We start from the raw sequence: 26,743 nt of genomic DNA, 5'->3' as shown, positions 1-26,743 counted from the left end.
ATGGCCAGAAAGGATGCCAGCCTAGCGCTGCGTAAGGCTCGCAGCATCAATGGCCAGCTGGAGCTGAACCAGTCCGACGTGGTGCGCCTGGTAGGTATCCTGAATAGTACCAACTTGCCGCCACGCCTGAGTGCGTCACCGGGTCTGGTGCTGTCATCGGTATTGGATGGCACCCCGCATCGCTCCAGCGCGATGCTGGGCGGCTCTGTGGGACTTGATGCGGTGCTTGCCAGCCATACACATGGCCGTGGGGAGCTGGTCGGCGCGTTCGTCATTGAATGCACCATGGCCAGCACATCCCGCGCCCCGCTGCCTGTGCTCGCCGGGCAGTATGACCAGAACGTATTCCGAGGCCCTGCCAGTGCAATGGGGGATGTTTGGGATCGGGCTGATCGCCATTCCCAGGCCCTCAGTAGCGAATGGCAGAAGGCAGGAACCGAGCGGGCAACCAGCCGCTCCCTGTGGCAACAGGCCGCCGCGCATCAGCAGCAGGTGGCTGAGCTGGGCGAGCAGATGCCCCAGACGTTTATGGCCAATCAACAACGCTTTGCCGAGGGGCTGCCGGTCAGCCAGCAGAGCCGCCAGGGCTATAACAGCCTGGCCGCTGGCCATGTGGCGAATCAGTCCCTGTGGGTTGAGGCGGCGCCGGTCAGCAGCTGGCGCCTGGTCGGGTTCACCAACCCGCCGCGCTTTGACAAGGCTTGGCAGGCTGACCAGTGGCAAGAGGGCATCCTCATTGGTAAGGGGGTCGCCGCTCAAGCCTGGCACCACGGCAAGCCGCTGATAGAGGGCTGGCGTGATGGCTGGGACGAGGCCATGTTGCCCTCCTGGGGCAAGACGCCACCACCAGAACCACCCAAGCCCCCCATCCGCCCCGATAAGCGGGTGCTGCGGCTGGCGTTCGGGCGCAAGCGCGACACGGCAGAGCTGGAGTTCGTCTGGCAGGGCAGTGATGCGGCAATCGTCATTCCAACCCGGAGGGTTTATCTGGTGAGCAATACAGCGAAGATCGTGCGGGTACGGGATGGGCTCGATATCCCGGCCACTGCAGTGAGCATCGAGCTCGATACCGACTCTTGGGCGTGGCAGTTCAGCGCCCAGATCCCCCGTATTGCGGCAGCTGCGTTGACCGATGAGGAAGAGGTCAGCATCCATATCAACGGTCAGCGATGGGACTGCGTGTGCGATGGTTGGCAATCGAGCCAGAGCTTTGGCCGCGAGTCGGCAACGCTGACGGGCCGCTCGCGAACCGCTTACTTGTCGCCAACCCATGTATTGGCGCAGGCGGTGAGTGAGCGTGCAGCCGCGACCATGGCCCAGCTGGCTGCGGCCGTATTGCCGGTGGGGTGGACGCTGGATTGGCAAGCGGCTGACTGGTCGGTGCCTGCAGGGTTCTTTAGCCTGGACAACCAGACCCCGATCGAGGTGGTCAGGTACCTGGCCGAGGCGGCCGGTGGCTTTGTGCTGCCACACCAGCGTAACCGTCATCTGGTCATCAAGCCGCGATATCCCACAGTGCCGTGGCAGCTTGATACTGCCCAGGCCGATGTGGCGATCCCCCGAGCCATCATTACCACCCTGGGCAGTGACTTCCAGCCGGGTCATGCCGCCAACGGGATCTGGGTAAGTGGTGGCCACCAGGGCATCAGTGTGCGGGTTGTGCGCCAGGGAACGGCTGGCGAGCAACAAGCGCCGACCATCACCCACCCGTTGGTGTGTGATGTGACGGCCGCCCGTGCCCAGGGTGTGGTGGGGCTGGCCAAGACCATGCCCAAGCGTACCCAGACCATTGAACTGCCGTTGTCAGCTGATACCGGCTTGATCCTGCCGGGCGCATTGCTCGCCGTGGACGGTTGGAAGGGCTACAACCGGGGCGTCAGGGTCTCTGCTGCGCTGCAGAGCCGGGCCATGACGGTGCGCCAACAGCTGAGTGTGGAGCGATTTGTATGAATCTGTTTAGGCGATTCCTTGAACTGGTACCCGGCGCAGATCCCTTGTTGGTTGGTACCGTGACAGCAGTAGGTACCACGACCACCACTCTCAATACGTTGGCTGGCGGGACAGTCACAGTACGGGGCACCGGGGTAGCCATCGGCAAGAAGGCATTTTACAGGGGAGGGGAGCTGACAGGAGAGGCGCCGGATTTACCGACCTATGAAATAGATGTCTGATTGAGGGCGTACAGTAGTCAGTAGAAATCAGTTGCAGAGATGTGCCGAATAACTGGTCGTTAGACCACACAATCAAAATTAGTACAAAATCTAGTACAAAGTTGTAATTTCCTATTCTTTTTCATTTTAAAACAAACCATTAATTACATGGCTCGTAGTCGTGGAAGTAGTAAGTGGGCTGGGTGGTCTGCTTCGCTGATGTGCTCATGTGTTCTTGTGTGTTCGCGCTTCTGATTGATTTTTCAGGGTTTAGTGCCGTTCTGGTGAGGTGAAAATTCCGAAGACACTTTCATCGTTCACCCAAACCTGACGTTGTTCAATGGCCTGCTGGTACATTATCTGGTACAAAATACCCCCATGAGAGTGGTACAAAATTTTAATGGGGTAGCAATGGCGTTATCAGATAGCTGGCTTCGAGGGGTGAATGGTAAACCATATGCTGGCCCGAGCGAAGTGAGCGACGGTGATGGGTTGAGTGTCCAGGTCTCACCGAAGGGGTAGTTGCGTTCCAAGTTCGGCATGTGGTCGACGGGAAGCGGGTTCGGACCTCTCTTGGTCGGTACCCGGTTCTGACCTTGCGAGAGGCCCGGATAAAGGCCGATAAGCTCAAAAGCGGTGTTGCGCGGATCAGTGCCTCGGGCGACGAGCCTACGCCTGCAGCCTTGTTTGATGAGTGGTTCGAGAAGTACGTGATGCGGGAGTGCCGAGAAGGCACCCAGAAATACTATCGCTATACCTTCTCGTCAGTGAAGAACCGCTTGCCTGACCGGCCAATCAACCAGATCACCATGGACATGTGGTTGAGCTATTTCGATACCATCAGTGAGCGGGCACCAGGGGTAACCCGGGCTGTGATCACGGCATTGAAGGCGTGCTTCAACTGGCAGGCTCGCCGCGGCACGATCTACATGCCCAACAGATGAGTCTGCGGGCCAGGGATGTTGGCGCTCCCGCTAAGACCGGTCACCGGGTGTTGACGGTGCCAGAGGTTGCGAAGATCTGGCGGGCCATTGAGGCCAGTCGGACTGGCACCGGCAACAAGGTGATTCATCTGCTCTGCCTGGTCTATGGGGGCAGGCTTTCCGAGGCCAGAACGCTCAGGCGTCAGGACCTGGATTACGAGTCTATGGTCTGGACCGTGCCGGCGGAGATCAGCAAGACCGGCAGGCCTATCCGCCGCCCCATCACATCGGTGGGCAAGCAATTGTTCGAACGAGCCGCCATGGCGTCGGTGGACCCGGTCTATCTGTTCCCCGGTCAGGGGGAGGGGAATGGTCCGCTAGAGATCCACTCATGTAATCGGTTGGTGAGCCGCTTGCGCAGCAGCCTGGGGATCCCCCATTGGCGGATTCATGATGCTCGTCGAACGCTGTCGACCAGGCTATCGGAATTGGGGGTGTCGCCCCATATCACCGAAGTGATGCTGGGGCACACCCTGACTGGCGTGATGGCTGTTTACAACAAACATGACTGGCTTGAGGATCAAGCGGCTGCCTATGAGCGCTGGTGGACAGTGATCCAGCGGGAGCTAGGCGTTGCCACTGATCCGGTTGTGGCTGTCAATCCAGGCCATGATGTGTGACTTTATCCAGCGCAGTGGCTGGTGGTCGATGGGTTTGGGAAAGGTGGTATCCCTCATGCGCAAGTGTGTACAGATCTAGTTATCACCTGACACCGGCCTCAAGCCGGTGTCTTGTTTACGCTACTTTAGAGCGCACTTCCTTCGGTATCAATTTCAGACCCTTCTTGAACATGCTGTAGGGCGTCAGTCCCTCCATCATCCTGCCCTGATGCGGCCGCTGGGTGTTGTAGTGCGCCAGGTAGCTACCCAGGTCTGTCTGCATCTGCTCTATCGACTCATACCAGGTCGTCCTCCCCTTGATACGGAAGTGTTCATCCAGCAGTGTGCGATGCAGCCGTTCGATAAAGCCGTTGCTCTGCGGCCTGCGTACCTTGGTTGTCCGGTGCTCAATCCCCTCCAGTTGCAGGAACAGCTCGTAGGGATGATGGTCTGGGCGCCCACAGAACTCGCGCCCGTTATCCGACAGAATGGTATAGACCCGTGCCTCGTGGGCCTCGGAAAACGGCAGTACCGTTTCATTGAGCACATAGACCGAGGTCACCGGCAGCTTGCTGATGTAGAGCCGTCCCCAGGCGTGGCGGCTGTAGCAGTCCAGCACGGTTTGCTGATACACCTGCCAACCCCTTGGATCGCGCCGACGAAGAAGGTGTCGACAGCCACCAGTTCTCCGGTGTAGTGGACCTCAATCTGACGTTCTCGAAACTCTGGGCTGAGACGCTCGAACAGGCGAATTTACTCGTCATTGAGCTCAATGGTCAGCTCCCGGTGTGTTTTCTCAAGGCGCAGCAAGCGGTCGTGTTTGGAGAGCAAGTCGTGCCGTTGCCACACGCCACGCACACCGCCCGCACTGACGTTGATGCCTTGCAGAGCCAGTTCTTGTGCGACCCGCTGCGGGCCATGAGTTGGTCTGGTGAGGGAGTAATCGAGGATGGCCTGTTCACTCTCGGGCGCAACCCGGTTGGGATGAGCCCCTTTACAGCCGGGCAATTTGTCGAGCAATCCCTCGGCGCCATAGGTCTGGTAATTACGGCGAATTTCGTAGAACTGCTGACGGCTGTAGCCGATGAGCTTGCAGGCTTTGCTGACATTATTGAGCTCTTTGGCAAGCTCTAGCAGGCTGAGTTTACGACGTGCTACTTTCTCGTTGGTGGTCATATGGTGACTCAAGATAACACGGTAGGGGTACCGTTTTGTTATCCGGTTTGAAGCCGTATGACCACTCCCTTTTGTGGGCAACTGTCAGGTGAATACCATTTCCATACAGCATAACCTCTCGCCTGTTTTTCATATCTGAAACCTCTTCAGCCATCCGAAGCACCGCGCGACTGCATTTAGCTGCAATAACGAGCTTTGTTTAACACCAGTGTGCGGAACCTTATGGTGTCGCGACTGCTCGCACATGCTGTGCGATGATCGCTTTTATCCTTCTACGCCGGTTGGGTGTATCCCGGCAATGCCATCGAGCAGCAGGTCTTGTTCGCGTGAAAGAGGCCCGGTTGAGCGGTAGTAGGGATACAAGGGCTCTATAAGCCTCTTTGCACTGCTTTTTGCAAAACCGTGATGAGGTAAACCATGGGATTAATGACTAGATTTATCAGTAGCAAGGAGTAAAACGACACCCTTGCATCATCACAAAACAGCATGGGACAGGGATCATGAACAAAGCGCAGGAAGCCGGTTCGTGCTCGCTTCAGGTGGATCTCAGACAGGTCGTTTATGCCTTGTCTGCGTCACTGGATCTGGTAGGAATTGGCGATGTGGCCCATGGTAAACGGGTCGGGATCATGGCGGCCGAGTGTGGTCGGGTATTGGGGCTGGATACAGCTGAATGTTGTTTGTTGTTTGAGCTCGGCGTGCTGCACGATATTGGTGTCTCCTCGACCATCACCCATCACCATCTGGTTAGTGAGTTCGATTGGGAGTCCTCCCAGCGTCACTGCGAGGTAGGATATCAGCTGCTCAAGGATTTCCGCTTGCTGGCCCCGTTGGCACTGCCTATCCGTTATCATCATACCCACTGGCATCTCTTGCGCGAGATGGCCGATGTGGACCCCCGGGTTGCTCGTCAGGCCAACCTTATCTTTCTGGTGGATCGTTGCGATGCGCTGGCTGCCCCATTCTATGGCGATGGCTCATTGTTAATGCATACACACGAGATCCGTGCACGCCTGCAGGATTGCCGTGACGAGTTCTTTGCCACCGATCTGTTGGATGGTTTTCTCCAAGCCTCCCGCTCGGAGGCGTTCTGGTTGCAACTGGAGGCGCGAGCCATCAATGATTACATGCACGAGATGCTGAGGCAGCGGGAGTCCTGCATCACCGATAATGGTGAGCTAAAAGCGTTGGCCAGGATCTTCTCGGGTATCGTTGATGCCAAAAGTCCATTCACTATGACACACTCCCTCGGAGTGAGCCGTCTTTCGCGTGCCCTGGCTGAGCGGCTGGGGGTTAGTAGTGTCCATTGTGACATGCTCGAAATTGCAGGGCTGTTGCATGATCTCGGCAAGTTGAGGGTTCCTGATGAAATATTGGACAAACCTGCCGGCTTGACGCCGGAGGAGCGGGCAATCATCAATACCCACAGTTTCGAAACCTACCAGATCCTGCGTCATATCGAAGGGTTTGAGGAGATAGCCTGCTGGGCGGCCTATCACCATGAGGAGCCTGACGGGGAGGGCTATCCGTTCCATCTGCCGGCATCCGCCATGGCGCTCGAAGCGCGCATCCTGCGGGTAGCCGATATTTTCCAGGCCATGGTGCAGGACAGACCTTATCGACGTGGGCTGCCTGCTCGTGATGCTCTGGCCTTTATGCAACAACTGGCGGCTCAGGGTCGGGTAGATCCTGTCGTGGTGGCGACGTTAGCGGATCATCTGCCACAGATGATGGCTGCGGCCATGCCGGCCAATGAAAACAGATATGCAATCGGTTGATGGGGGAGGAGAGGCTGACCCATCCGGCAGTGAGCCAGCTATGCTTGGAGCAAGCCGTGCGTGGTGCCGGTACTGACGCGCAAGACGCCAGCCTGATTGGACTATGGATAGGGGAATTGATATGGAATCGCTAAAAGCCAGGGATTATATGCAGAGCAGACCCATTACCTTCACTGCAGACATGATGGTGCAGGCTGCGGTCGAGAAATTTCTGAACAGTCATCAGCTCGGTGGCCCGGTGGTGGATGGGCAGGGCCATCTGATTGGCTGGATCTCCGAGCAGGATTGCATCGCAGTGCTGCTTAAAGAGGCCTATCACTGCGAACAGGTGGCGCAGGTCAAGGATGTGATGCGCAAGGAGGTGTTGTCGGTGGGACCCGATACCAGCATTTTGAGTCTGGCGGAGATGATGATGGGGCAAAAGCCGAAGATCTATCCGGTAGTGGAGGAGGGACGCCTGCTCGGTGTCATCAATCGCCACAACGTCATGCAGGCCATTCACGCCCAGCTCACCACCTGTTTTGTCCATCATTCCCACGGTTAACCCTGTTTTTCTCTCTCCCAAGGCAAGCTTCGGCTTGCCTTGGCTATTTAATATGCTGCCATTTATTCATGTTATGCCATCTTACAATGGTTGTTTTGTCATGTTTGAGGAGCGGCCAATCTCTCTGTCTTCCCATATATAACGCTACGTTAAGGCTTGCACCGCCCCCGCTCGCTCTTTAGGATCGCTCCCAGCTTATCGATATGGCCCCTTTGGGCACCTATTTAAGGAATTCGTACCTTGTCTCTCTCTATCGAGGCGCTGCGCCGCCGTCTCTCTGCCTGCATGAACCTCGACGCCCGCCGTCTCTCCAGCCGTCTGCACGGGGTCAAGAAGCTGCCCGAGGTCAAGCAGGCTGCCGTGCTTGAGACTATTGCTGCTGATTTGGCCGTCGCCGAAGCGCGCTATCAAACCCGTCTGGCCGGAGTGCCAAAGGTCACCTATCCGGACAATCTGCCAGTCAGCCAAAAGCAGGCGGAGATCGCCAAGGCGATTCAAGAGCACCAAGTGGTGATCATTGCAGGGGAAACCGGTTCGGGCAAAACCACCCAGATCCCCAAGATCTGTCTGGCGCTCGGGCGCGGGGTGAAGGGCTTTATCGGCCACACCCAGCCACGCCGTCTGGCGGCCCGTACCGTGGCGGCCCGTATTGCCGAGGAGATGGAGTCCGAACTCGGCCACTACGTGGGTTACAAGGTGCGCTTTACCGATCAGGTGAGCGAGCAGACCCACATCAAGCTGATGACCGACGGTATCCTGCTGGCGGAGATCCAGAACGACCGGATGCTCACCCAGTACGACACCATCATCATCGATGAGGCCCACGAGCGCAGCCTCAATATCGACTTCATTCTGGGTTATCTGAAACAGCTGCTGCCAAGGCGCCCCGACCTCAAGGTGATCATCACCTCGGCCACCATAGACCCACAGCGCTTCTCCCGCCATTTCAACAAGGCGCCGGTGATCGAGGTCTCCGGTCGCACCTACCCGGTGGAGGTGCGCTACCGTCCACTCACCAGTGACAAGAGCGAAGGGCTCGAAGAGCGCGATGAACTGCAGGGGATTTTCGATGCGGTGGAAGAGCTGGCCCGTGAAGGGCTGGGGGACATCCTCATCTTCATGAACGGCGAGCGGGAGATCCGCGATACCGCCGATGCCCTGCGCAAGCTCAATCTGCGCGACACCGAGGTGCTGCCGCTCTACGCCCGCCTCTCCAACGCCGAGCAGAACAAGGTGTTCCAGCAACATGCCGGACGGCGCATCGTGCTCGCCACCAACGTGGCGGAGACCTCGCTGACGGTGCCGGGCATTCGCTATGTCATCGATCCGGGCACCGCTCGCATCAGCCGCTACTCCTGGCGTACCAAGGTGCAGCGCCTGCCCATCGAGCCGGTATCCCAGGCCAGCGCCAACCAGCGTAAAGGGCGCTGCGGCCGGGTGGCGGATGGTATCTGTATCCGCCTCTACTCGGAGGCGGATTTCAATAGCCGTCCCGCCTTTACCGACCCCGAGATCCTGCGTACCAACCTGGCCTCCGTCATCCTGCAGATGCTGGCGCTCGGCCTTGGCAATATGGAGGCGTTTCCCTTCGTCGAGCCGCCTGAGTCGCGCCATATCAAGGATGGCCTGACCCTATTGAAAGAGTTGGAGGCGGTGCGTGAGCTGCCCGCCACGGGCGATCGCGAAGCCAAGCTGCAGCTGACCGAGACCGGTCGCCAGCTCTCGCGCATCCCCCTTGATCCGCGTTTGGCGAAGATGGTGATCAGCGCGGCGCAAACTGGCTGCCTGAGCGAGGTGATGGTGATCACCGCGGCCCTCAGCATTCAGGATCCCCGCGAGCGGCCCATGGAGAAGAAGCAGGCCGCCGACGAACAGCACAGGCGCTTTGAGGACAAGGATTCCGACTTCCTCGCCTTCGTCAATCTGTGGAACTACCTGAAAGAGCAGCAGGATGCCCTTGGCAGCAACCCGTTCCGCCGCATGTGCCAGAAGGAGTTTCTCTCCTATCTGCGGGTGCGCGAATGGCAGGACATCCATTTCCAGCTGCGTCAGACGGTCAAGGAGCTGGGTTTTAAAGCCAACCATGAACCGGCGGATTTCAAGACGGTGCACTGTGCCCTGCTGACCGGCCTCTTGAGCCACATCGGTAACAAGGATCTGGAAAAGCCCGAGTTCCTTGGTGCTCGCAATGGCCGCTTCCACCTGTTCCCGGCCTCGGGTCTGTTCAAGAAGCCGCCCAAGTGGGTGATGGCCGCAGAATTGGTGGAAACCTCGCGCCTCTACGCCCGCATCAACGCCAAGATTGAACCGGAGTGGGTGGAGCCGCTGGCAGGTCACCTCATCAAGCTGCACCACAGCGACCCCCACTGGTCGAAGAAAAACGGTGCCGTGATGGCCAAGGAGAAGGTGACCCTCTATGGTCTGACTCTGGTCAATGAGCGCACCATCAACTTCAGCCGTATCGATCCGGCGCTGTGCCGCGAGCTGTTTATCCGCCGCGCACTGGTGGAGGGGGATTTCGAGACCCGTCACCGTTTCTTCAGCGATAACCGCAAGCTGTTGACCGAAGTGGAGGCGTTGGAGCACAAGTCCCGTCGGCGCGACATCCTGGTGGATGATGAGGACTTGTTCCGCTTCTACGATGCCCGTTTGCCGGAGGAGGTGATCTCCGCCCGCCACTTCGACAAGTGGTGGAAAGAGGTGCAAAAGCAGGATCCCGAGCTGCTCAACTTCGAAAAAGAGATGCTGATGAAGGGGGATGCCGCTCACATCAGTGATCTCGACTATCCCAACTTCTGGCAGCAGGGACGCCTCAAACTCAAACTGACCTATCAGTTCGAGCCGGGGGAGTCCGCCGATGGCGTGACCCTGCATATTCCGCTGCCGCTCTTGAATCAGGTGGAGGTGAAGGGGTTTGAATGGCTGATCCCGGGGTTGCGTCATGAGCTGCTGGTCGCCCTGATCAAGTCGATGCCCAAGCCGATGCGCAAAAACTTTGTGCCGGCGCCGAACTACGCCGATGCGCTGCTTGCCAGCATCAACCCCGAGCAGGGGCCGCTCTTGGACGAGATGGAGCGCCAACTGCGCCGCATGACCGGCGTCACCGTACCCCGCGAATCCTGGGACTGGGCTGCGGTGCCCGATCACCTGAAACTCACCTTCCGGGTGGTGGATGACAAGCACAAGAAGGTGGCGGAAGGGAAAGATCTGGAAGCCTTGAAAGAGTCGCTGCGTGGCAAGGTACAGGAGACCCTGTCGCAAGTGGCGGACGATGACATCGAGCAGTCCGGCCTCACCCTGTGGAGCTTTGGCGAGCTGCCGCAGGAGTACAGCCAGAAGCGCCGCGGCTTCGAGGTGAAAGCCTATCCGGCGTTGGTAGACGAGAAAGATTCGGTCGCCATCCAGCTGGTGGAGAGCCCGGTGGTGCAACAGCAGCTGATGTGGGCCGGTCAGCGCCGGCTGGTGCTGCTCAACGTGCCATCGCCCATCAAGTATCTGCAGGAGAAGCTGCCCAACAAGGCCAAGCTCGGGCTCTATTTCAACCCGTTTGGCAAGGTGGCGGAGCTGATTGACGACTGCATTGCCTGTGGCTGCGACAAGCTGATCGAGCAGCATGGCGGGCTGGCTTGGGACGAGGCCGGTTTCGAGGCGCTCAAGGAGTATGTTCGCGCCGAGCTCAACGATGCGGTGGTGGAGGTGGCCAAGCAGGTGGAAGCCGTGCTGACGCTCTCCCATGAGATCAAGAAGCGGCTCAAGGGCAAGATGCAGCTCGACACCGCCTTTGCCATGTCAGATATCCAGCAGCAGCTCGGCAACCTTATTCACAAGGGCTTTGTCACCGAGACCGGCTGGCAGCGGCTGCCTGACTTGCTGCGTTACCTGCGGGCCATCGAGCGACGTCTGGAGAAGCTGGCCATCGATTCCAACCGGGATCGGGTCTACATGCTCAAGGTGCACAGTGTGGAGTCGGAGTACAAGGCGCTGCTGGCCAAGATCCCCAAATCCCAGCTGGTGCCCACCGAGGTGGCCAATATCCGCTGGATGATCGAGGAGCTGCGGGTGTCGTTCTTCGCCCAGAATCTGGGCACCCCTTATCCGGTCTCCGATAAACGGGTGCTTAACGCCATCGCTCAGTGCTAAGCTGCTATCTAACTGTTTTAACAGCATGATAGCGCGTGATAAGAAGGGGTTGCCGGTCAGGTAGCCCCTTCAAACCGCAAGTCAGGGAGGCAAGGATGCTGGGGGTCTGGTTGAGTGTGGCGCAGGTGGTGATCAGCGGTTATCAACCCATTGCGGAACAAACCTGGGTGCAGTTGAACCCGGAATATTACCCGCTGGCGCGCACGCCGCCCGCTATGTTTGTGGCATGGCACGGCAACCAGTTTCCGCCGCTGGCCCAGAAACAGAAAAATGGTCGCTGGCAGATCCTCTTTCCTGCCCGTCTGGTACCTCCTTTTGATCTGTTCGAGGGGGAGGCGCAGCTCTCCAAAACCTATCTGGCAAGATTGCGGCGCATCGACGAGATGGCTTACGGGGTCGCCCCCGGCCAGGTCGCTGCAACCGTGCAGCATGGCAGTGTTTCACCTTTTGAGCCATCGCAACTCATAGCGCCCTTTATCGCCGAGTTCAACGTTCCTCGTGCCATGCCGGTTCAGTTGGCGGTCGCCCCCCGCTACGAAGCAGAGCCATTGCTGGCGTTGCTTGGTGCCGCAGTTGGCGAGAGGGGGAGTCGCAGTGATGGTCTGCTGGCGGCCAGCGTGTCATCTGATAGCACCACACTGACACTCTCTGCGCCGGCGGTTGGCGAGGGGCGCTCAGTGTGCCATCGGGTCGCGGCGGGTGAGACGCTGTGGCGCATCGCCAATCAGCTATCCAGCAGGGTGGGGGCAGATACTTACAGCTATCTGCTGGCCTTGGCCGCAGAAAACAGGGCGGGCCTCGGTAACAGTATCCGGGTCAAAACCGGGGAGGGGCTCTACTGTCCTCGCGCCGAGACGCTTGCGCAGTTTGATGCGTTGAGTCCGGCCCAGCGGCAACAGCAATTTGCTCGTCTTGAGCAGGGGCGTTAAAGCGCGGGATGAGCCTTGTATCCGCTATTGGCCCATGGTAGTATTCGCGCTCGTTTTGCGAGGTGCTGACCGGTCGCAGTTTGCACCATACATTCCTTTAAAAGAGATACATACTATGTCTTTCGTATTCCAAGCTGAAGTCCGTTCTGACCTGGGGAAAGGTGCGAGCCGCCGCCTGCGTCAAGCTGACCAAGTTCCTGCCATCGTTTACGGTGCAGGCAAAGAAGCCCAGTCCATCACTGTTGACCACAAGAAATTCATCCTGGCCCAAGAAAAGCCGGAATTCTATGAGTCCGTACTGACTCTGGTTATCAACGGCGAAGAAGTTAACGTGAAAGTGAAAGCTATCCAGCGTCACCCGGTACGTTACAAGCTGGTTCACCTGGACTTCGTTCGCGTTTAATCACGAACCGTCAGGTAGCAGAAAAGCCACTCTCAGGAGTGGCTTTTTGTTATCTGAAGCATGAGAAGGGGATCTCACGGCCCCCTTCTTTAACGACCCAGTTGCTGCAATGCCTGTTGACAGCGCCGCTCCGCGGCATCCAGCTCCAGCAGCACCATCCTGATATCTTCCATCTGCTGCTGCAGCGTCTCCCGCTTTTCGGTAACCAGCCCGAGCATGGTTTGCAGCTGGGTGCGGCTGCTCTTGTCGGCATCATAAAGATCAAACAACTCCCGGATCTCGGCCAGACTGAAACCGAGCCGCTTACCACGCAGGGTCAACTTGAGACGAACCCGATCCTGCTTGCTGTAGATGCGGGTCTGCCCTTCTCTGGCGGGATTGAGTAACCCTTGATCCTCATAGAAACGGATGCTACGCGTCGTAATATCAAATTCCCGAGCCAGTTCACTGATGCTGTAGCTCCGGGCTTCATCCTTGTTTTTGTTCATATAAACTTCTTGGCGAGCTAAATCCTGCTGGCACCTTACCTAAACGTAAACTGCACTGCAACTCTTGTTCCCATGGCATAGAAAACCTATGTTATGACCAGGTAACTAAAAGAGGCGGGCAAATGGATATTGCAATTGTGGCTGCAAAACGTACGCCAATGGGGGCGTTTCAAGGGGCACTGGCAGAGGTGGCGGCCCCGGAGCTGGGGGCCTGTGCCATTGCCGCTGCGTTGGCACAGGGCGGGCTTGTTCCCGAGCAGATCGATGAAGTGTTTATGGGCAATGTGCTCTCGGCAGGTGTGGGACAAGCGCCGGCAAGGCAGGCGATGTTAAAAGCGGGATTGCCAGAGAGTGTGCCTGCTACCACGGTCAACAAGGTGTGTGGCTCCGGCATGAAGGCGGTGATGCTGGCGGCAGATTCCCTTCGTCTGGGCGATAACAAGGTTGTGGTGGCTGGGGGGATGGAGAGCATGAGCAGGGCCCCCTATCTGCTGGATAATGCCCGCAATGGTTTTCGGATGGGCCATCAACAGCTGTTTGATCACCTTTTCCTCGACGGATTGCAGGATGCCTATGATGGCCAGTTGATGGGAATACACGCCCAGCGCAGCGCCGATCATGCCAGTTTGACCCGCATTGCCATGGATGAGTTTGCCCTTGCGTCGTTGCAGCGTGCCCGCGCTGCGCAGCAAGCCGGCGCGTTTGCATCCGAGCTGGCAAGTGTCTATCGCGGTGATCGCTTGTTGCTGGCCGAAGACGAACAACCGGGCAAAGGGAGGCCGGAGAAGATCCCGACCCTGAAGCCTGCATTTGGTAAAGATGGCACCATTACGGCGGCCAATTCGAGCTCCATCTCGGACGGCGCGGCGGCGCTGATATTGATGGATGGTGCCACTGCGCAAGCTTGGCAGGTACCTGTATTGGCGCGGATCGTCGGTTATCAGAGCCATGCGGCATTGCCGGCCGAGTTCACTTCCGCTCCCGTTGGCGCAATATCCAGACTGCTGGCTCGTCTCGACTGGTCAGTGGATGAGGTTGACCTGTTCGAAGTCAACGAAGCCTTTGCCATGGTCACCATGCTGGCCATGAGCGGGTGCGGGATCCCCCATCACAAGGTGAATGTTCATGGTGGCGCCTGCGCATTGGGTCACCCGCTTGGCGCGAGTGGAGCACGTATTCTGGTGACGCTGATCTCGGCATTGAGGTTGCGGAGAGAGAGACGAGGCATTGCGTCTCTTTGTATCGGTGGCGGAGAGGCGACCGCTATTGCGGTAGAGATCCCTTAATCGCCGGTATCCATCGCTTGCAGTTGCTCGTTCACCCAGGTCGTTGCCGCGAGATAAAGGTGGCTTACCTTATCTTCATTCAACCCCAGGCGGGCTGTTCGGGCCGTGACTTTGGGCCAGTTGGCATTCTCGTAGTCTTCACAAAATGCGAGATAGAAACCGAGAGTGCCTTTGCGCTCGAGCAGCGCCAGCCGGATATCCTCGATCAGGGGGATAGTCCCCAGCAGCTTGTCCATCGGCTGCTCCATAAGCACATCCAGTAGCGAAAAGAGACCGGTGATAAACGCTTGCTGAGCCTGTAGGGTCGGCGCATGGGTATGCGCCAGCAACTCGCAGAAACGGGCACGGATCATCGACATCTGGTAGAGCTCGGCACTTTTCCCCTTGCCTGCACTGGTCGCAGCCACCAGTGAAACAAAACGCTTTAGCTGGGTATTGCCCAAGTATATCGCAGCCTGGCGAAACGAGGAGATGGGGTTGGCATGGCCTTTGAGATGATTGACATAGCGCAGCAACTTGAGTGACAGAGAGATATCCTGGCTGAGCAGTTGCTCGATCTTGTTGATATCGGGTTCTGTCTCGTTGACCACATTGAGCAACTGCATGACCACGACCTGGGCGGGCTCCATAGTGGCTTGTTTGACCATCTCGGGGCGGCTGAAGAAAAAGCCCTGAAACAGCTGGATCCCCAGCTTTTTGGCTCGTTCGAACTCAGCCTTGTCCTCAACTTTTTCTGCCAGATAGGTGAGTCCCAGCGCCTGATGGCGCTTGATGAACACCCTGATCTGCAACAGGGGCGTGTCACGCAGATCAAACTTGATGATGTGGATAAACGGGAGGAAGCGCTCCCAATCCGGCGACATGGTGAAGTCATCGAGTGCCAGCTGATAGCCCAGTTTGTGCAACTGCTTCACCTTTTCCAGAAGGGCATCATCCGGAGGGGCATCCTCCAGAATTTCGATCACCACCTTTTCGGGTGGCAGGCACTCGGCCAGTCCTTCCAGTAACAGTGAGTGGGGGAAATTGATAAAGCAGGGGCGGCCACCCAACAGCTGATCGATATTCTGTTGCAGAAACTGCTCGACCACCAACCGGGAGGTGGCTTGTTGTGAGGAGATGCTCGGGAAGACATTATTCAGGCTATCGCGAAAGAGCAGCTCATAGGCATGGGTATTGAGGTCTCTGTCGAGGATCGGCTGTCTGGCTACGTAGGAATACATGCCTTGCTCCAGTATGGGTACTGGGTTGATTTTATGGTGTTGCAGAACACTATGCCAGTTTTGACCCTGTTCGGTAAGGCAATAATTGGCATAGTGTTTTTCTGCAGGGAGGGAACTTAGAAGAGATAACTCATTTGGGCGCCAGCCAGCCAGGCATCTCCCTCGGAGGTGCCCTGGAAGGTGGAGGTGCTCTGCGGGTTGCCCGGTTGCAACTCCATTTTTTCAGTAACATCAACCTTCTTGCCATCGATCAGGGTTAACCCCAGATCCATGGTCAGGTTGGGGGTGAACTGATAACCCATCCCCAGGCTGTACCAGATCCGGTCGGCATCAGGAATGGAGATAGTACGGCGATCCGCTGGTACCGGGCTCGCATCGTAAGCAACTCCCGAGCGCAGCTGCCACTGGGGAGTCAGTTGATAGGTCATCCCGATCGCATAGCGCCAGCTATCTTCCCAGTGTTCATCCTTGATATGCATGTTGGGCAGTGTATCCAGATCGGCTTCCAGCTGGACAAATTTGCTCCAGTTGGTCCAGTTCAGGCTGCCATGGATCGCCAGTTTTTCGGTCAGCTGGTGAAATGCAGCAAGCTCTGCCGTTGCGGGTAGCGGAAGATCCAGAGAACCTGTGTCTTTTAGCTCCTTGCCGTTGGGCAGGCCAAGAATGGCATCACCCGAGAGTGTCAAATTGACATCGTGGCGGTATGAGAGCCCAATCCGGGTTTGCTCCGACAACTCCAGCAAGGTGCCGACATTCCAGCCCCATGCCCAGCCATCCCCTTGCAGATGTTTTGCTATCAGATTGCGAGAGGGGAAGGTGCCACCGACTTCGCCCTCGCCCTGAATAGCAGAGATCCCTGCGCCAATTGACCACATCTCATTGATGCGATAGGCAAGAGAGGTTCCCAAATCCATGGTCTTGATATCGGAAACATTGCCAAAGTGGCCGGCACTGTAGTTATCCGGCATCTTGATGCCAAGACCATAGTAAGAGGTGGCCGAGAAGCCGAGGCGCCACTGCTCATTCAGCGGGATGATGAGATAGGCGTTGGGCACCCAGGCCGAGGCCGCGATATCGTGTGCACTCGCATCGGAGGTGACGATGCCGGCTTGCGTCGGCAAACGTGTGTGGCCTTCGATATTGACGTCAGGGCTGACATAGATAGCTCCGCCAGACAGCGCCATCTGATCGAAACGGGTCATGGCTGCGGCATTGCGGGAGAGTACGCTGGCGTTATCCGCAATGGCGGCTTCACCGGCAAAAGCGCGTCCCAGGCCCGTGGCGGATTGTTCAGCCAGCTGGAACCCGGCGGCATGGGTTTGACCCGCGATCACCAGCAGGGCGATGGCGGACGGTTTGATGATGGAATGCATGGGAAAATCCTTGCTGTTACCCGAGGTTTCAATAGGTCATATGGATGGAGGCAGGATTTTATATGGTATGACCAGTAAGGCAACACTCATGGTGGTTATCCGGAGAAAACAAGATTTAATGCTGGGATGATGTAGTCTAATAGCTTGATTGAAAAAGAAAAATAAACACGTGTGTGCTACAGCTGTGCGCTGAAACTGTTTTTTCGGATAAAAAAAGAGCGCCTGTCGGCGCTCTTTTCGGTGGCGTTCTAATCAGAACTTCATATTGAACTGGGCAGAGGCCAGGAAGGCATTGCCGTGGGAGGAGCCTTTCCAACGCAGAGGGTCTGAGTGGTTACGCAGACCTTCGTTGACATCAACCTCTTTACCGTCCAGATAGGCCATACCAAAGTCAATGCTCATATCAGTATTGATATGGTAGGTCGCGCCAGCGCTATACCAGACACGGTCAGAATCCGGGATGCTCAGGCTGCGGTATTCGGGCTCGATTGGGCTGTTGTCATAAGCAAAGCCAATACGCGCTTCCCAAGCCGGGTTGATATACCAGGTACCGCCAATTGAGTAACGAGTAGAGTCTTTAAACTTCTCATCCTTTTGCAGACATACGCCGCCAGCGCATTGGCCGCTGGTTGCTTTCAGCTCCTGGAAGGCACTCCAGTCAGTCCAGTTGACAGAGTAGTGAACGGCGAATTGCTGATTCAAACGGTGATAACCGGCAAACTCGGCCTGAGCAGGGAGATCCAGTTTCAGATTGCCATCAACAGTGCGGTTCCCTGAAGTGAGCCCCTGGAAGTCACCATCAAAGCTCATATCGACCTGTGAACGGTAGGTCAGAGCAAAGCGATGGTTCTCATTGACTTCGTACAGAGTGCCAACGTTCCAGCCAAAGCCCCAGGTATCGCCTTTCAGGTGAGCCAAGCGAGTATCTGTTGCCAGCGGGCCACCCTGGCTCGGTGGGTTCAGCGGACCCAGCAGACCAGCATAGCGGTTGAGTTCGGCAGCACCGTAAACGGCGTTGATACCGGCACCCACACTGAAGTGCTCATTGATGCGATAGGCGATGTTCGGGTTGATATTGAGAGTCATCAGTTCAGTATCACCGGCACCGGCACCAGCCGGGAAGGTTTTGGAGTACTCGGTAGATAGCCCGTAATTTGAGAAGAGGCCGATACCCCAAGCCCACTGGTCATTCAGCGGCTGAATAAAATAAGCGGCAGGAACGAATGCTGACGGAGCAATACCTGATTCGCTGGCAGGAACTGTACCCAGAGGCGTAGCAACGCTGCCATTCACATCGACATCCGGCTTGATGTAGGTGCCGGAGACAGAAACCGCCATCTTGTCGAAGGTGGTCATGGCAGCCGGGTTACGGGCCAGCACGGAGGCGTTGTCGGCGATAGCCGCTTCACCGGCATAGGCGCGACCCAGACCGGAGGCCGAGTGCTCGTTCAACTGGAATGCCGCGGCATGGACTTGACCGGTGGCCAGCGCGATGGTGGCGGCAATCAGGCTCTTCTTGAAAATAGTTGTCGTCATGGTGTTCTCTCTTGTAGGCAGATTTTTTTGCCGATATTGGCTGCACGTTCAATGCAAACCTCGACAAAATCCGTTTTTATTTCAGCTTCTTCCCAATCAATTCTGGCGTGATTCTATGGATCTGGTAGGAGGTAAGAAATCAGACCAGTGACAGCAGAATACATAAAAGTGATCGATGTGTTAATCATTTGTTTTAACTTGCTGTTTAATTCATCATTTTCAGGGTCTAAAGGCGGAATATTGACCTGGATTGCCGATCTCCGTCACAAAAATAATTTTGTCAATTTTTCGAAATCTTGAGGCAAATGAGTGACAAAGGGGAGTAAACAGGGAGGGAACAGGCAGCGTCTCGTGACCGCCGCCTGCTATTGAGGATGGCTCTGAGGTTGTTAACCAGCGATGTTAAATGTCCCACTGCAGACGTGACTGCAGGGCGTTGGCAACAGGGGCAAGTGGCTCTTTCATCTCGCCAATCAGTACCATATTGGCGCCTTTGAGCTGGACTATCTCCCCTTTGAGGGTGCCATCATCAAAGGTGTCCTGTTGCAGGGTTAATGGCACATGTTTGGGCACTAAAAAGAGAGTGACTGGCCCCATCTTTCCCTGGATCACCATGTGCAAGGCCGGTCCCTGATAAAACGAGCAGTGATTGACATAGGTCACCTTAAGCCCATCCATCCCGCTTAAGGTGGCGCCATACTTCTCCATCTTGGCATTGATGCTATGCAGATTGACCTGCTCATCGACACCTTCAATAAAGGGTTCTTCACCATAGACATGAGCCATCGCCACCTGTGCGAGGGAGAGGGCCGCAGGAGCCGTTTCTGGCAGCGTGATCCAGCGGGTGCTCATTCCCAGCAGGAAGGCGACCGATGCAGCCAGGGCGATCTGGCGCCAGGATGTCGATGTCCGGATCTTGACCGGCGCCGTGCCAAGGGGGCGGGATGGCGGCATATCATCTGGCGCGTCACTGTCTTGCAGCATGGCTTGCCTGAGCAGGATCCGCTCGGCCAGCCCGGCGGGAACCTCTACCTGCATGGTGCGCTTGAGGCTTCTGTCGAACTGCTTCATCTCGTCGAGGTAGTTCCGATTGGCCTGGCTTGCTTCAGCAGTTTTGAGAAAGTCCGGTTGTTGATCGTTGGGCTGGATCATGGCGTTGCGGCGAAATTCGAGTTCATCCATGTCCGTGTCCTCTTGCTTGGTTCTTCTGCTCCATCGCCTCCTTGATCTGGTTGCGGGCGCGAAACAGTCGGGTCATAACGGTGTTCTTGTTGAGGCCGAGCATCTCGGCAATCTCCTCACCACTGAATCCTCCCACGACTTGCAGCAGCAGTGGCTCCTGATACTCCTCGGGCAACCGGGCGATGTGACGGTGCAACCACTCGTTCTCCATCTCCTGTTCGCTGTGCAGCGCATCGTGCTGGGGTTGAGGGTGATCGTCGAGATCAATCAGCTCCAGCTGTTTGCGTTCAAAGCGGCGGGCGTTTTCCCGTCTGAGGATGGTGATCAGCCACCCTTTGGCTGCCTTGTCATCCTGCAGGGTGTCGATAGCCTTCCATGCACGCAGAAAGGTCTCTTGCACCAGATCTTCCGCTACGTTGGGATCCCGGGTCAGCCAGTAGGCATACCGGTAGAGATCGCCGTGCAGCGCATGAACCAGTGCTTCAAATTTGGTTTGTTTGTCAGCCATGGGATCAGAGACCGGCGAAATGGCCGGATCATTTCCACCAATATGCTGCTGAGCACGTTTTTTTCTAAAAAACAGCTGTGCCATAGAGCAATCCTTGTCAGGGGGCGTGGCGGCGGGAGCGGGAACTCCCGTGCGCCAGCAGGTAAATCAGGTGCGCAATACCGGCAGCTTCATCTGCCCTGAGGGTACGCGCCAGAGCGCGCCACTCGATGGGGGGGCCAGAAGAGGGTCGTGAAAAACAGGCTCGCTCGAGTGCGGCTAGCGCGTTGCCGACCCGATTATGCCCAGCGTCAGGCAACTGGCCTAATTGATAATAGGAGACCTGCCAGCGCAAGGTCGCCCACCGGATCAGCGTCTTGCGACTGGCATCCGGCTGGTGTCGGGCAAGGGCTCGTTGCAGTTGATAGAAGGCGCGCCAGCGGGGCCAGTGGCGCCATAGCGCACGCAGCGTTATGGCCAGCACGACCCACCAAAGGCTCTCTCGCAGTGCCATCTGCGATGTCTGCTGATCAGGTTGCCGATTTGTCGTTGCCTGAAACGTCAGCGTGATGGCAGGTAGGCTGGCCTGCTCAATCCGGCCACTTTGGGTATTAAACCAGGGCAGATCAATGGGGGGCAGCTGGTAGTCGCCGCTCTGCTCCGCGACCAGAGTCTGGCGCCACTGTCGCTTAAACAGCAGCTTGCCATCTCGGTAACGCTCCTGCTGTTGCTCGCCATCGGGATGTGCCTGTATGCCGCTTGGCAGTTGATGGGCCATCAGGGGGGCAAGCTGGATCTGGGCACTGTCACCATTTTCCATGGTCAGGGTGAGGATCCGGATCAGCGGTTCACCCACTTCCCCCGTGGTGGCCGGTTCAAGTCGTTGACTCAGGGTCAGCCGGGTGGCCACCGGCGTGGCGGGGGCCTTGTCAACCCTTACCTCGAGCGGTGCCGCGCGGGCCGAGAGTTTTTGGGGCTTGCCCCCTTTCTGCGTGAGCTGCCCCTGCAAGCGGGGCGAGTCGAGGTGCCAGAGCCCAGGCGCTTTTGCCTGAACGAGCCAGCTGCGGGTGAGCCTGCCGGGCAGACCAGCCTGAGCGGGGGCGATCCACTCGTCGCGACCGAGGCGACGGATAGTGAAGTGGGCAGAGCTGAGTTCGCTCAGCGCCGGGTTTTGCATACTGGTGGGCAGCCATAGTGTCAGCCGGTAGATCACCGGCTGGCCGGGATAGAGCGGGCCCTGATGATCAAGGCTGGCCTGCATCTCGAGGGGCGAGGGGGCTGCGGGTTGCGGCAGCGCCGCTGTTTTCACCTCTCTCAATGGCAGGGTGAGCGAGGGAGTGAACTCATTTCCCAGCTTGAGCGGGGCAATCACCACCTCGGTATTTGCGGTTGAATTGCTCTGGTGCAGCGGGATCTGCCAGCGAGTCAGTTGTTGTACCGGGGTCGTGACCCGGCTCATGGTCACTCTGCCCACTGCAAATTGGCGCAGTAGGGGGGAGATCTCCAGCTCGTTGCTCTGGCGCTCGCCATCCGCTTCGATGATCAGCAGCCAATCGCTGGGGTCAGCCCCCGGCAGCAGCTCTGCCCGGGGGGGTAAGGCCCAGCAAAGTGGACTCGCCAGTGCGAGCAACAACCCCCATCCTGCCCGCGTCACCAGGGCTCCTCCACCTTGATAAGATCCCGGCGCAGCGCCTCTTTACGCAGTCGCTGCTCCAGTAGCAACACCGGGGGAGAGGAGGGCAAGGGCATTGCCGTCGCCTGCTGAGCTGCCGATGGTTCGGGCTGCTTGCTGTTGCTGGTATCGGGAGCGGCCGCCGCTGTGCCCTGTAACAGAGAGAGGTTATAGAGCGCATCTTCATGGCCGGGTTCCAGTGCCAGGGCCGCCAGATAGGCCTCCTTGGCCGCGGCAAACTCCCCCAGCTGCAGCAGGGCATTGCCGCGGTTGTAGTGGGCGGTGGCACTCGCCGCTTCCTGATAGGCTGAGATGGCTTGCCGGTAGGCACCAGCTCGATACCAGGCGTTGCCGCGCCAGACTGGATCGTTGAAGGTGCGGGCTGCCCGCTGAAAATCCCCCTCTTGATAAGCCTGCATCGCTTGCAGGTCTCCCCTCTCTGCCGCTTGCAGGTCTTGTGGCGCAAGCAGCTGAGCACCCACCATCAGCGCCATCATCAACCGGGCGCCGACTCTGGCCAGCAAGGCCAGTGGTAACAAGGGGATCAGCAGCCAGGGGCCAAGATCCAGTGGTGCCGGGGTGAGGGCCGAGGTCGTGGTGGGGAGGGAAGCAAAGCGGGGTGTGTTGCTGCCAAGCCACTGCAGCTCACCGCCGAGGCGATTGGCCAGTGCGGCAATGGCCTGACTATCGGGGGCGGGCAACTGCGCGGGCATGCGGGCGGCAAACCCCAACTCATTGGCCGGAATGGCGGGCATGGGGGCCGGTTGACCACTGCTGGCAAGCAGAATATCGAGGCGTGCCGACTGGGTGTCGCGGCAGAGAAGGCGTTGCTGGCAGGGCCACAGAGCAGCGATTTGGGTCATCTGATTCTGGGTGAGGTCGTCGGTGATCAGCAGCAGACGTGCTTGTTCACCGGGAGCAATCTGCTTCATGGCAAGTTCCACCGCCCGTGCCGGGTTGCTGCCCTGCAGCGGCATGATATCGGGGCGCAAGTCGGGCAGTAGCAGCGAAAGGGCTTGATGATCCCGGGTTGGTGGCATGGCGAGGTAGGCATCGCCCGCGTAGAGGATCAGCGCAATGCGCTCTCCCTTTGCGCGGCTCAGCAGCTGCTGCAACTGCCATCTGACCCGGGTCGCCCGATCCGGTTTGACGTCGGTGGCGGTCATCGAGCGTGACAAGTCCAGCAGCCAGATATCGAGCGGCGCCGCAGGCTGCTGTTGCAGCTCGCCGCGCAGTGCGGGACCACTCAGGGCTAAAATGACGGGCAGGGTTGCCAGCCAGAGCCAGGGGCGCTGAGGACGAGATGCTGGCAGCAGATAAGCCTGCATCGCAGGTGCGAGCAGCGGGGGCTGGCGACGATGGTGCCACCCTTGCCAGAGCCAGGGGATGAGTGCGATCAGCCACAGGGGGCGGAGCAAGATCAGCTCCATCTGCGCGTGCCTCGTGCCAGCCAGTTACGCACCATGCGAAACTCCAGTCTGCCGTGCCCTGATGGCAGAAGCAGCAAGCCACAAAGCAGTGCCAACGGCCAGGGATAGAGCTCGATCACCGGCTGGTACTGGGCAATCGGCATGGGGGCAGGTTCAAGGGCATTGAGAGTCGCATTGATGGTATCGAGATCGCTTTGGGTGCGTGCCCGAAAGTAACGCCCCTGGCCTGTCTCGGCCAGCTCTTTCAGGAGCGGCTCGTCAAGTTCGCTGCTGGGATCGGCCTGACCGCTGCCCGCCTCATCGTAGGGTTGGATAAAGGTATCGGGATCGGCCCCGACCCCCAGCGTGTAGATCCGTATTCCCTGCGCTGCGGCGAGTTTGGCCTCCTGCAGCGGATCGGCATTGCCTGCGGTATTGCGGCCATCAGTGACCAGCAGCAGGGCGGTGGGGCGACCCGGATCCCCATGCTGACGTGCCAGCTGGATCGCCTCGCCAAGGGCGGTGGTACGGCCGACCAGATCAAAATCGAGCTCGTCGCTCAAGGTCAACAGCGCCGGTATCTCCTGAGTGAGGGGAGAGAGCAGATAGGCGTGATCGGCAAAGACGATGAGGCCCACCCTGTCACCAGCCCGCTTGGCGATCAACGCCTTGATCTGCTGGCGCACCGCCGTCAGGCGCGCTTGCTGTTCGCCGTTGTCGAGCATATCCGGAGTACGCATACTGTCTGACAGATCCACTGCCAGCAGCAGATCCCGACTCCCTTCATATTGGATAACCGGTTCCCCCCACCACTGGGGGCGGCAGAGGGCGAGAATAAGAGCGCACCAGAGCAGCATGGCGCGCCAGAGCGGTAATCCGGCCTGAGGGCGCAGCAGCGCAAACCCGGGATGAGCCAGATAACCGCGGCGCAGGGGTGGCAAGCCGAAGCGCACCAGCAAGGGCAGCACCAGCGCCAGCGCAAACCAGGGCCAGGCCAGGATCATGGCTGCCTCCGCGCAGCTTTACGCTTCAAGCGGGGATAGCGTTGCAAGAAGAGGCTCTTACCCCAGCGGCGATAATGTTGCCGAAGCTGTTCGCTCTGCTCGCGAGTCGGGTTCTGGCTGCCATAGAGCCAACTGCTCCAGTGAGACGAGAACTGGCTGAAATCGCTGCCACCGTGACGATCGACGAAGGCGAGCCACGCCTCTCCCTGAAGCTGGCGCGCCTCGGGCCAGCGTTGCAGTGCTTCATGACGCAGGGCCTCCTGTATGCGTGCCACCAGCAGTGCCGGATCTCCCTCCAGCTGACGACACCAGCGGCGGTAACGTATCACCCTCTTGGCAATCAGGGCGATCAGCAGCAGTAATAACGCTGTGATCAATAGCCACAATAGCGCCTGCACTCTGGGGTCAAGACTCTGTTCAATCAGATCCGGCCCCGGGTGGATGTCGCGCATCAGGGCGGCCAGCGGCGGAGTGATGGCCTCGGAGGCGGGACTGGCGCTGTCGAGTTCGGTGGGCGAGCTCATCCCTGATGACATAACCCCTCCTGCCACTGCTGTTGCAGCGTCTGGCTGTTATCGAGCAGATAGAGGCGCTGCACCAGCGGCAGCAACAGCTGCTTGCCATGGGCCAGCTGCTGTTCGGCAGCTTGCTGGTAGCGGCGGGAGAAACCGGCATGGCCCCCATCCAGCCAGCCCTGATAGTGCTGGGCTGGCCGATCGATGGCCACCGGCAGCTGGCCGTCAGGGGGAAGGGCAGCCTCAAGGGGATCGCGGATCTGCCAATAGTGGATATCGTGGCGGCGGGAGAGCAGCTGCAACTGCTGACAGAGCGCTGACTCACAGGGTCTGTGGTCGGTGATGATCGTCAGCTTGGCACCGTGAGGCAGCTTCACGTCGGACAAGGTGTCGCCCAGCGAGTGAGAAAGCGCCCGGCGGGCCAGCCCTTGCTGATAGTGATGGCAGAGGGATTCGAGCAGGGGCAGCACGCTGCCGCGCTGGCTCTGGTGATTTGGGATAAGCCCGTGGTAAATCAGGGTGTTGTGCAGCTTCTCCCCTTGCCAGATCAGGGCTGCAGCCAGCTCGCACCCCAGTCGCGCCTTGAGCTGCAGTGTGGAGCCGAAATACATGGCGGGAGAGAGATCGAGCAGCAGCCAGTGCGCCTGATCCAGCTCCTCGCTATAGAGGCGGGTATAGGGACGACCGAGGCGTGCGGTCACTCGCCAGTCGATATGGCGTACCTCGTCACCAGCCTGATAGGCGCGCAGCTCCCGAAACGTGAGTCCGGGAGAGCGGCCCGGTTTGCCGCGTTCGCTGCTGCTTCTGCCTGCGTGAGGTGGCTTCCTGGCCTTGGCCCATAGCCGGATATTGAGCAGCCGTGGCAGCGACAGGGCGATATCGGGATGCAGACCGGGTTCTAGGGGCATGGCACCTGATCCAGCAGTTGAGCGATCAGGATATCGTTATCCAGATTGTCGGCCAGTGCCTGATAGCTGGGAATAAGGCGGTGGCGCATCACCGGATAGGCTTGCAGCTGGATATCTTCCGGTAGCACATAATCTCGTCCGGCAAGCCAGGCTCGGGCGCGGGCGGAGCGAGCCAGCCCCAGCGTAGCCCGAGGGCTGGCCCCCACGGCAATCAATGGCTCAAGGGCAAGGCAAAGGCCGCTGCCCGGGCGAGTGGCGCAGACCAGCTCCACCAGATAGTGCTCCAGTCGGCTTTGCATGGTTACCGCCAGCACTTCGCTGCGGGCACGCTGCAAGCTGGTCTGACTCAGGGTCACTGGTGCCGCGCCAAGCTGTTCGCCGCTGGCGTTGAGCTGCAAGATGGCGAGCTCCATGGTGGGGCTCGGGTAATCCACCATCAACTTGAGCAGAAAGCGGTCGAGCTGCGCCTCCGGCAGGGGATAGGTTCCCTCCTGCTCGATGGGGTTCTGGGTGGCGGCGACCATAAAGAGAGGTGGCAGCCGCCAGCTCTTTTTGCCCACGGTGATCTGGTGTTCGGCCATGGCTTCCAGCAGCGCTGATTGTACCTTGGCTGGCGCCCGGTTGATCTCGTCTGCCAGCACCAGATGGTTGAAGAGGGGGCCTGGCTGGAAAACAAAACTGGCATCCTGCGGGTGAAACACCTCGCTGCCGGTGAGATCGGCAGGAAGCAGGTCGGGGGTAAACTGGATACGGGCAAAGCGCCCTTCGACGGCGCCAGCGAGCGCCTTGACGGCGCGGGTTTTGGCAAGGCCGGGGGCCCCTTCGATTAACACATGTCCTTCACATAACAGGGCAATCAGGAGCCCTTCTATTAGCTCCTCCTGCCCCAGGATCTGACTGCCAAGATAGTCCCTAAGTGCTCTGAACTCGGCCGCTGCCATGCGATAAACCCGTTGTTTTT

The 26,743-nt window shown here is 58.5% G+C and carries 21 protein-coding genes and 3 pseudogenes; 10 read left to right on the top strand and 14 right to left on the bottom strand.

The genetic code is table 11. The annotated features are described in order from the left end of the window. The 4 genes and pseudogenes from G5137_RS00285 to G5137_RS00270 all read left to right on the top strand — a co-directional run bounded on the left by G5137_RS00285 (position 1) and on the right by G5137_RS00270 (position 3,753). Positions 1-1,950, top strand: coding sequence for a hypothetical protein (locus G5137_RS00285; RefSeq protein WP_421254683.1), 1,950 nt, complete (start codon positions 1-3; stop codon positions 1,948-1,950). Further along, positions 1,947-2,171 carry a hypothetical protein gene (locus tag G5137_RS00280; protein WP_421254682.1) on the top strand — a complete coding sequence of 75 codons (225 nt, stop codon included), beginning with the start codon at positions 1,947-1,949 and terminating at the stop codon, positions 2,169-2,171. Before G5137_RS00285 ends, G5137_RS00280 begins: the two co-directional genes overlap by 4 nt. A 503-nt stretch (positions 2,172-2,674) precedes the next feature. Next, positions 2,675-3,094, top strand: a pseudogene (locus G5137_RS00275) (hypothetical protein); the annotation flags it as partial. Between the two features lie 56 nt (positions 3,095-3,150). Beyond that, positions 3,151-3,753, top strand: a complete 603-nt coding sequence (locus G5137_RS00270) for a site-specific integrase (protein WP_421254681.1) — start codon at positions 3,151-3,153, stop codon at positions 3,751-3,753. Positions 3,754-3,868: 115 nt separating this feature from the next. Here the strand turns inward: G5137_RS00270 and G5137_RS00265 are convergent. Continuing rightward, positions 3,869-4,908: pseudogene (locus G5137_RS00265) on the bottom strand (IS481 family transposase). Between the two features lie 135 nt (positions 4,909-5,043). Then, positions 5,044-5,188: pseudogene (locus G5137_RS00260) on the bottom strand (IS5/IS1182 family transposase); the annotation flags it as partial. A gap of 220 nt (positions 5,189-5,408) precedes the next feature. Between G5137_RS00260 and G5137_RS00255 the strand changes: the two are divergent. From G5137_RS00255 to rplY, 5 genes are all read left to right on the top strand, one after another. After that, on the top strand, positions 5,409-6,686 hold the full coding sequence (locus G5137_RS00255; protein ID WP_421254680.1) for an HD domain-containing phosphohydrolase: 1,278 nt from the start codon (positions 5,409-5,411) through the stop codon (positions 6,684-6,686). Between the two features lie 121 nt (positions 6,687-6,807). After that, a complete protein-coding gene (locus G5137_RS00250) occupies positions 6,808-7,230 on the top strand; it encodes a CBS domain-containing protein (protein ID WP_421208468.1) in 423 nt (140 codons plus the stop codon). A 240-nt stretch (positions 7,231-7,470) separates the two neighbouring features. Further along, complete coding sequence (gene hrpA, locus G5137_RS00245; protein WP_421254679.1) at positions 7,471-11,370, top strand: ATP-dependent RNA helicase HrpA; 3,900 nt, start codon at positions 7,471-7,473, stop codon at positions 11,368-11,370. Between the two features lie 95 nt (positions 11,371-11,465). Continuing rightward, the gene (locus tag G5137_RS00240) at positions 11,466-12,299 is read left to right on the top strand and encodes a hypothetical protein (protein WP_421254678.1); all 834 of its coding nucleotides are present in this window, start codon (positions 11,466-11,468) and stop codon (positions 12,297-12,299) included. A gap of 115 nt (positions 12,300-12,414) precedes the next feature. After that, entirely contained in the window at positions 12,415-12,702 is a 288-nt protein-coding gene (gene rplY, locus G5137_RS00235; protein ID WP_005345280.1) for a 50S ribosomal protein L25, read from the top strand. An 89-nt stretch (positions 12,703-12,791) separates the two neighbouring features. Here the strand turns inward: rplY and G5137_RS00230 are convergent, their stop codons facing one another. Next, positions 12,792-13,190, bottom strand: coding sequence for a MerR family transcriptional regulator (locus tag G5137_RS00230; RefSeq protein ID WP_216953528.1), 399 nt, complete (start codon positions 13,188-13,190; stop codon positions 12,792-12,794). 122 nt (positions 13,191-13,312) lie between these two features. Between G5137_RS00230 and G5137_RS00225 the strand changes: the two genes are divergently transcribed. Then, entirely contained in the window at positions 13,313-14,476 is a 1,164-nt protein-coding gene (locus tag G5137_RS00225; protein WP_421223402.1) for an acetyl-CoA C-acyltransferase, read from the top strand. On the opposite strand, the gene G5137_RS00220 is transcribed toward G5137_RS00225, so the two are convergent. From G5137_RS00220 to G5137_RS00170, 11 genes are all read right to left on the bottom strand, one after another. Then, the gene (locus G5137_RS00220) at positions 14,473-15,696 is read right to left on the bottom strand and encodes an EAL and HDOD domain-containing protein (RefSeq protein ID WP_216953530.1); all 1,224 of its coding nucleotides are present in this window, start codon (positions 15,694-15,696) and stop codon (positions 14,473-14,475) included. The genes G5137_RS00225 and G5137_RS00220 overlap by 4 nt on opposite strands. 116 nt (positions 15,697-15,812) lie before the next feature. Beyond that, complete coding sequence (locus G5137_RS00215) at positions 15,813-17,069, bottom strand: OmpP1/FadL family transporter (protein ID WP_227342804.1); 1,257 nt, start codon at positions 17,067-17,069, stop codon at positions 15,813-15,815. A 252-nt stretch (positions 17,070-17,321) separates the two neighbouring features. Next, a complete protein-coding gene (locus G5137_RS00210; protein ID WP_227342806.1) occupies positions 17,322-18,605 on the bottom strand; it encodes an outer membrane protein transport protein in 1,284 nt (427 codons plus the stop codon). Between the two features lie 402 nt (positions 18,606-19,007). Continuing rightward, positions 19,008-19,787, bottom strand: a complete 780-nt coding sequence (locus G5137_RS00205) for a DUF3379 domain-containing protein (protein ID WP_227342808.1) — start codon at positions 19,785-19,787, stop codon at positions 19,008-19,010. After that, positions 19,780-20,379 carry a sigma-70 family RNA polymerase sigma factor gene (locus G5137_RS00200; protein ID WP_421230895.1) on the bottom strand — a complete coding sequence of 200 codons (600 nt, stop codon included), beginning with the start codon at positions 20,377-20,379 and terminating at the stop codon, positions 19,780-19,782. Before G5137_RS00200 ends, G5137_RS00205 begins: the two co-directional genes overlap by 8 nt. A 13-nt stretch (positions 20,380-20,392) precedes the next feature. After that, a complete protein-coding gene (locus G5137_RS00195) occupies positions 20,393-21,904 on the bottom strand; it encodes a BatD family protein (protein ID WP_216963840.1) in 1,512 nt (503 codons plus the stop codon). Positions 21,905-21,924: 20 nt separating this feature from the next. Further along, a complete protein-coding gene (locus G5137_RS00190) occupies positions 21,925-23,376 on the bottom strand; it encodes a VWA domain-containing protein (protein ID WP_421254677.1) in 1,452 nt (483 codons plus the stop codon). Beyond that, on the bottom strand, positions 23,367-24,359 hold the full coding sequence (locus G5137_RS00185) for a VWA domain-containing protein (RefSeq protein ID WP_216978739.1): 993 nt from the start codon (positions 24,357-24,359) through the stop codon (positions 23,367-23,369). Before G5137_RS00185 ends, G5137_RS00190 begins: the two co-directional genes overlap by 10 nt. Beyond that, on the bottom strand, positions 24,356-24,895 hold the full coding sequence (locus G5137_RS00180; RefSeq protein ID WP_407956302.1) for a DUF4381 domain-containing protein: 540 nt from the start codon (positions 24,893-24,895) through the stop codon (positions 24,356-24,358). Before G5137_RS00180 ends, G5137_RS00185 begins: the two co-directional genes overlap by 4 nt. Beyond that, positions 24,880-25,782, bottom strand: coding sequence for a DUF58 domain-containing protein (locus tag G5137_RS00175; protein WP_421254676.1), 903 nt, complete (start codon positions 25,780-25,782; stop codon positions 24,880-24,882). The genes G5137_RS00180 and G5137_RS00175 overlap by 16 nt, the downstream gene beginning before the upstream one ends. After that, complete coding sequence (locus tag G5137_RS00170; protein WP_421254675.1) at positions 25,773-26,723, bottom strand: AAA family ATPase; 951 nt, start codon at positions 26,721-26,723, stop codon at positions 25,773-25,775. The genes G5137_RS00175 and G5137_RS00170 overlap by 10 nt, the downstream gene beginning before the upstream one ends. Between the last annotated feature and the right edge of the window lie 20 nt (positions 26,724-26,743).

The sequence above is a fragment of the Aeromonas sp. 600282 genome (genome assembly GCF_049175755.1).
Lineage (GTDB): Bacteria > Pseudomonadota > Gammaproteobacteria > Enterobacterales > Aeromonadaceae > Aeromonas > Aeromonas veronii_A.
This window is presented reverse-complemented; position numbering and strand designations above follow the sequence as displayed.

What these genes read in the sequence shown, in the direction of transcription:
- G5137_RS00285 (WP_421254683.1), top strand. Translation starts at nt 1, where the DNA reads ATGGCCAGAAAGGATGCCAGCCTAGCGCTGCGTAAGGCTCGCAGCATC.
- G5137_RS00280 (WP_421254682.1), top strand. Translation starts at nt 1,947, where the DNA reads ATGAATCTGTTTAGGCGATTCCTTGAACTGGTACCCGGCGCAGATCCC.
- G5137_RS00255 (WP_421254680.1), top strand. Translation starts at nt 5,409, where the DNA reads ATGAACAAAGCGCAGGAAGCCGGTTCGTGCTCGCTTCAGGTGGATCTC.
- G5137_RS00250 (WP_421208468.1), top strand. Translation starts at nt 6,808, where the DNA reads ATGGAATCGCTAAAAGCCAGGGATTATATGCAGAGCAGACCCATTACC.
- G5137_RS00240 (WP_421254678.1), top strand. Translation starts at nt 11,466, where the DNA reads ATGCTGGGGGTCTGGTTGAGTGTGGCGCAGGTGGTGATCAGCGGTTAT.
- rplY (WP_005345280.1), top strand. Translation starts at nt 12,415, where the DNA reads ATGTCTTTCGTATTCCAAGCTGAAGTCCGTTCTGACCTGGGGAAAGGT.
- G5137_RS00230 (WP_216953528.1), bottom strand. Translation starts at nt 13,190, where the DNA reads ATGAACAAAAACAAGGATGAAGCCCGGAGCTACAGCATCAGTGAACTG.
- G5137_RS00225 (WP_421223402.1), top strand. Translation starts at nt 13,313, where the DNA reads ATGGATATTGCAATTGTGGCTGCAAAACGTACGCCAATGGGGGCGTTT.
- G5137_RS00220 (WP_216953530.1), bottom strand. Translation starts at nt 15,696, where the DNA reads ATGTATTCCTACGTAGCCAGACAGCCGATCCTCGACAGAGACCTCAAT.
- G5137_RS00215 (WP_227342804.1), bottom strand. Translation starts at nt 17,069, where the DNA reads ATGCATTCCATCATCAAACCGTCCGCCATCGCCCTGCTGGTGATCGCG.
- G5137_RS00210 (WP_227342806.1), bottom strand. Translation starts at nt 18,605, where the DNA reads ATGACGACAACTATTTTCAAGAAGAGCCTGATTGCCGCCACCATCGCG.
- G5137_RS00205 (WP_227342808.1), bottom strand. Translation starts at nt 19,787, where the DNA reads ATGGATGAACTCGAATTTCGCCGCAACGCCATGATCCAGCCCAACGAT.
- G5137_RS00200 (WP_421230895.1), bottom strand. Translation starts at nt 20,379, where the DNA reads ATGGCACAGCTGTTTTTTAGAAAAAAACGTGCTCAGCAGCATATTGGT.
- G5137_RS00190 (WP_421254677.1), bottom strand. Translation starts at nt 23,376, where the DNA reads ATGGAGCTGATCTTGCTCCGCCCCCTGTGGCTGATCGCACTCATCCCC.
- G5137_RS00185 (WP_216978739.1), bottom strand. Translation starts at nt 24,359, where the DNA reads ATGATCCTGGCCTGGCCCTGGTTTGCGCTGGCGCTGGTGCTGCCCTTG.
- G5137_RS00180 (WP_407956302.1), bottom strand. Translation starts at nt 24,895, where the DNA reads ATGTCATCAGGGATGAGCTCGCCCACCGAACTCGACAGCGCCAGTCCC.
- G5137_RS00175 (WP_421254676.1), bottom strand. Translation starts at nt 25,782, where the DNA reads ATGCCCCTAGAACCCGGTCTGCATCCCGATATCGCCCTGTCGCTGCCA.
- G5137_RS00170 (WP_421254675.1), bottom strand. Translation starts at nt 26,723, where the DNA reads ATGGCAGCGGCCGAGTTCAGAGCACTTAGGGACTATCTTGGCAGTCAG.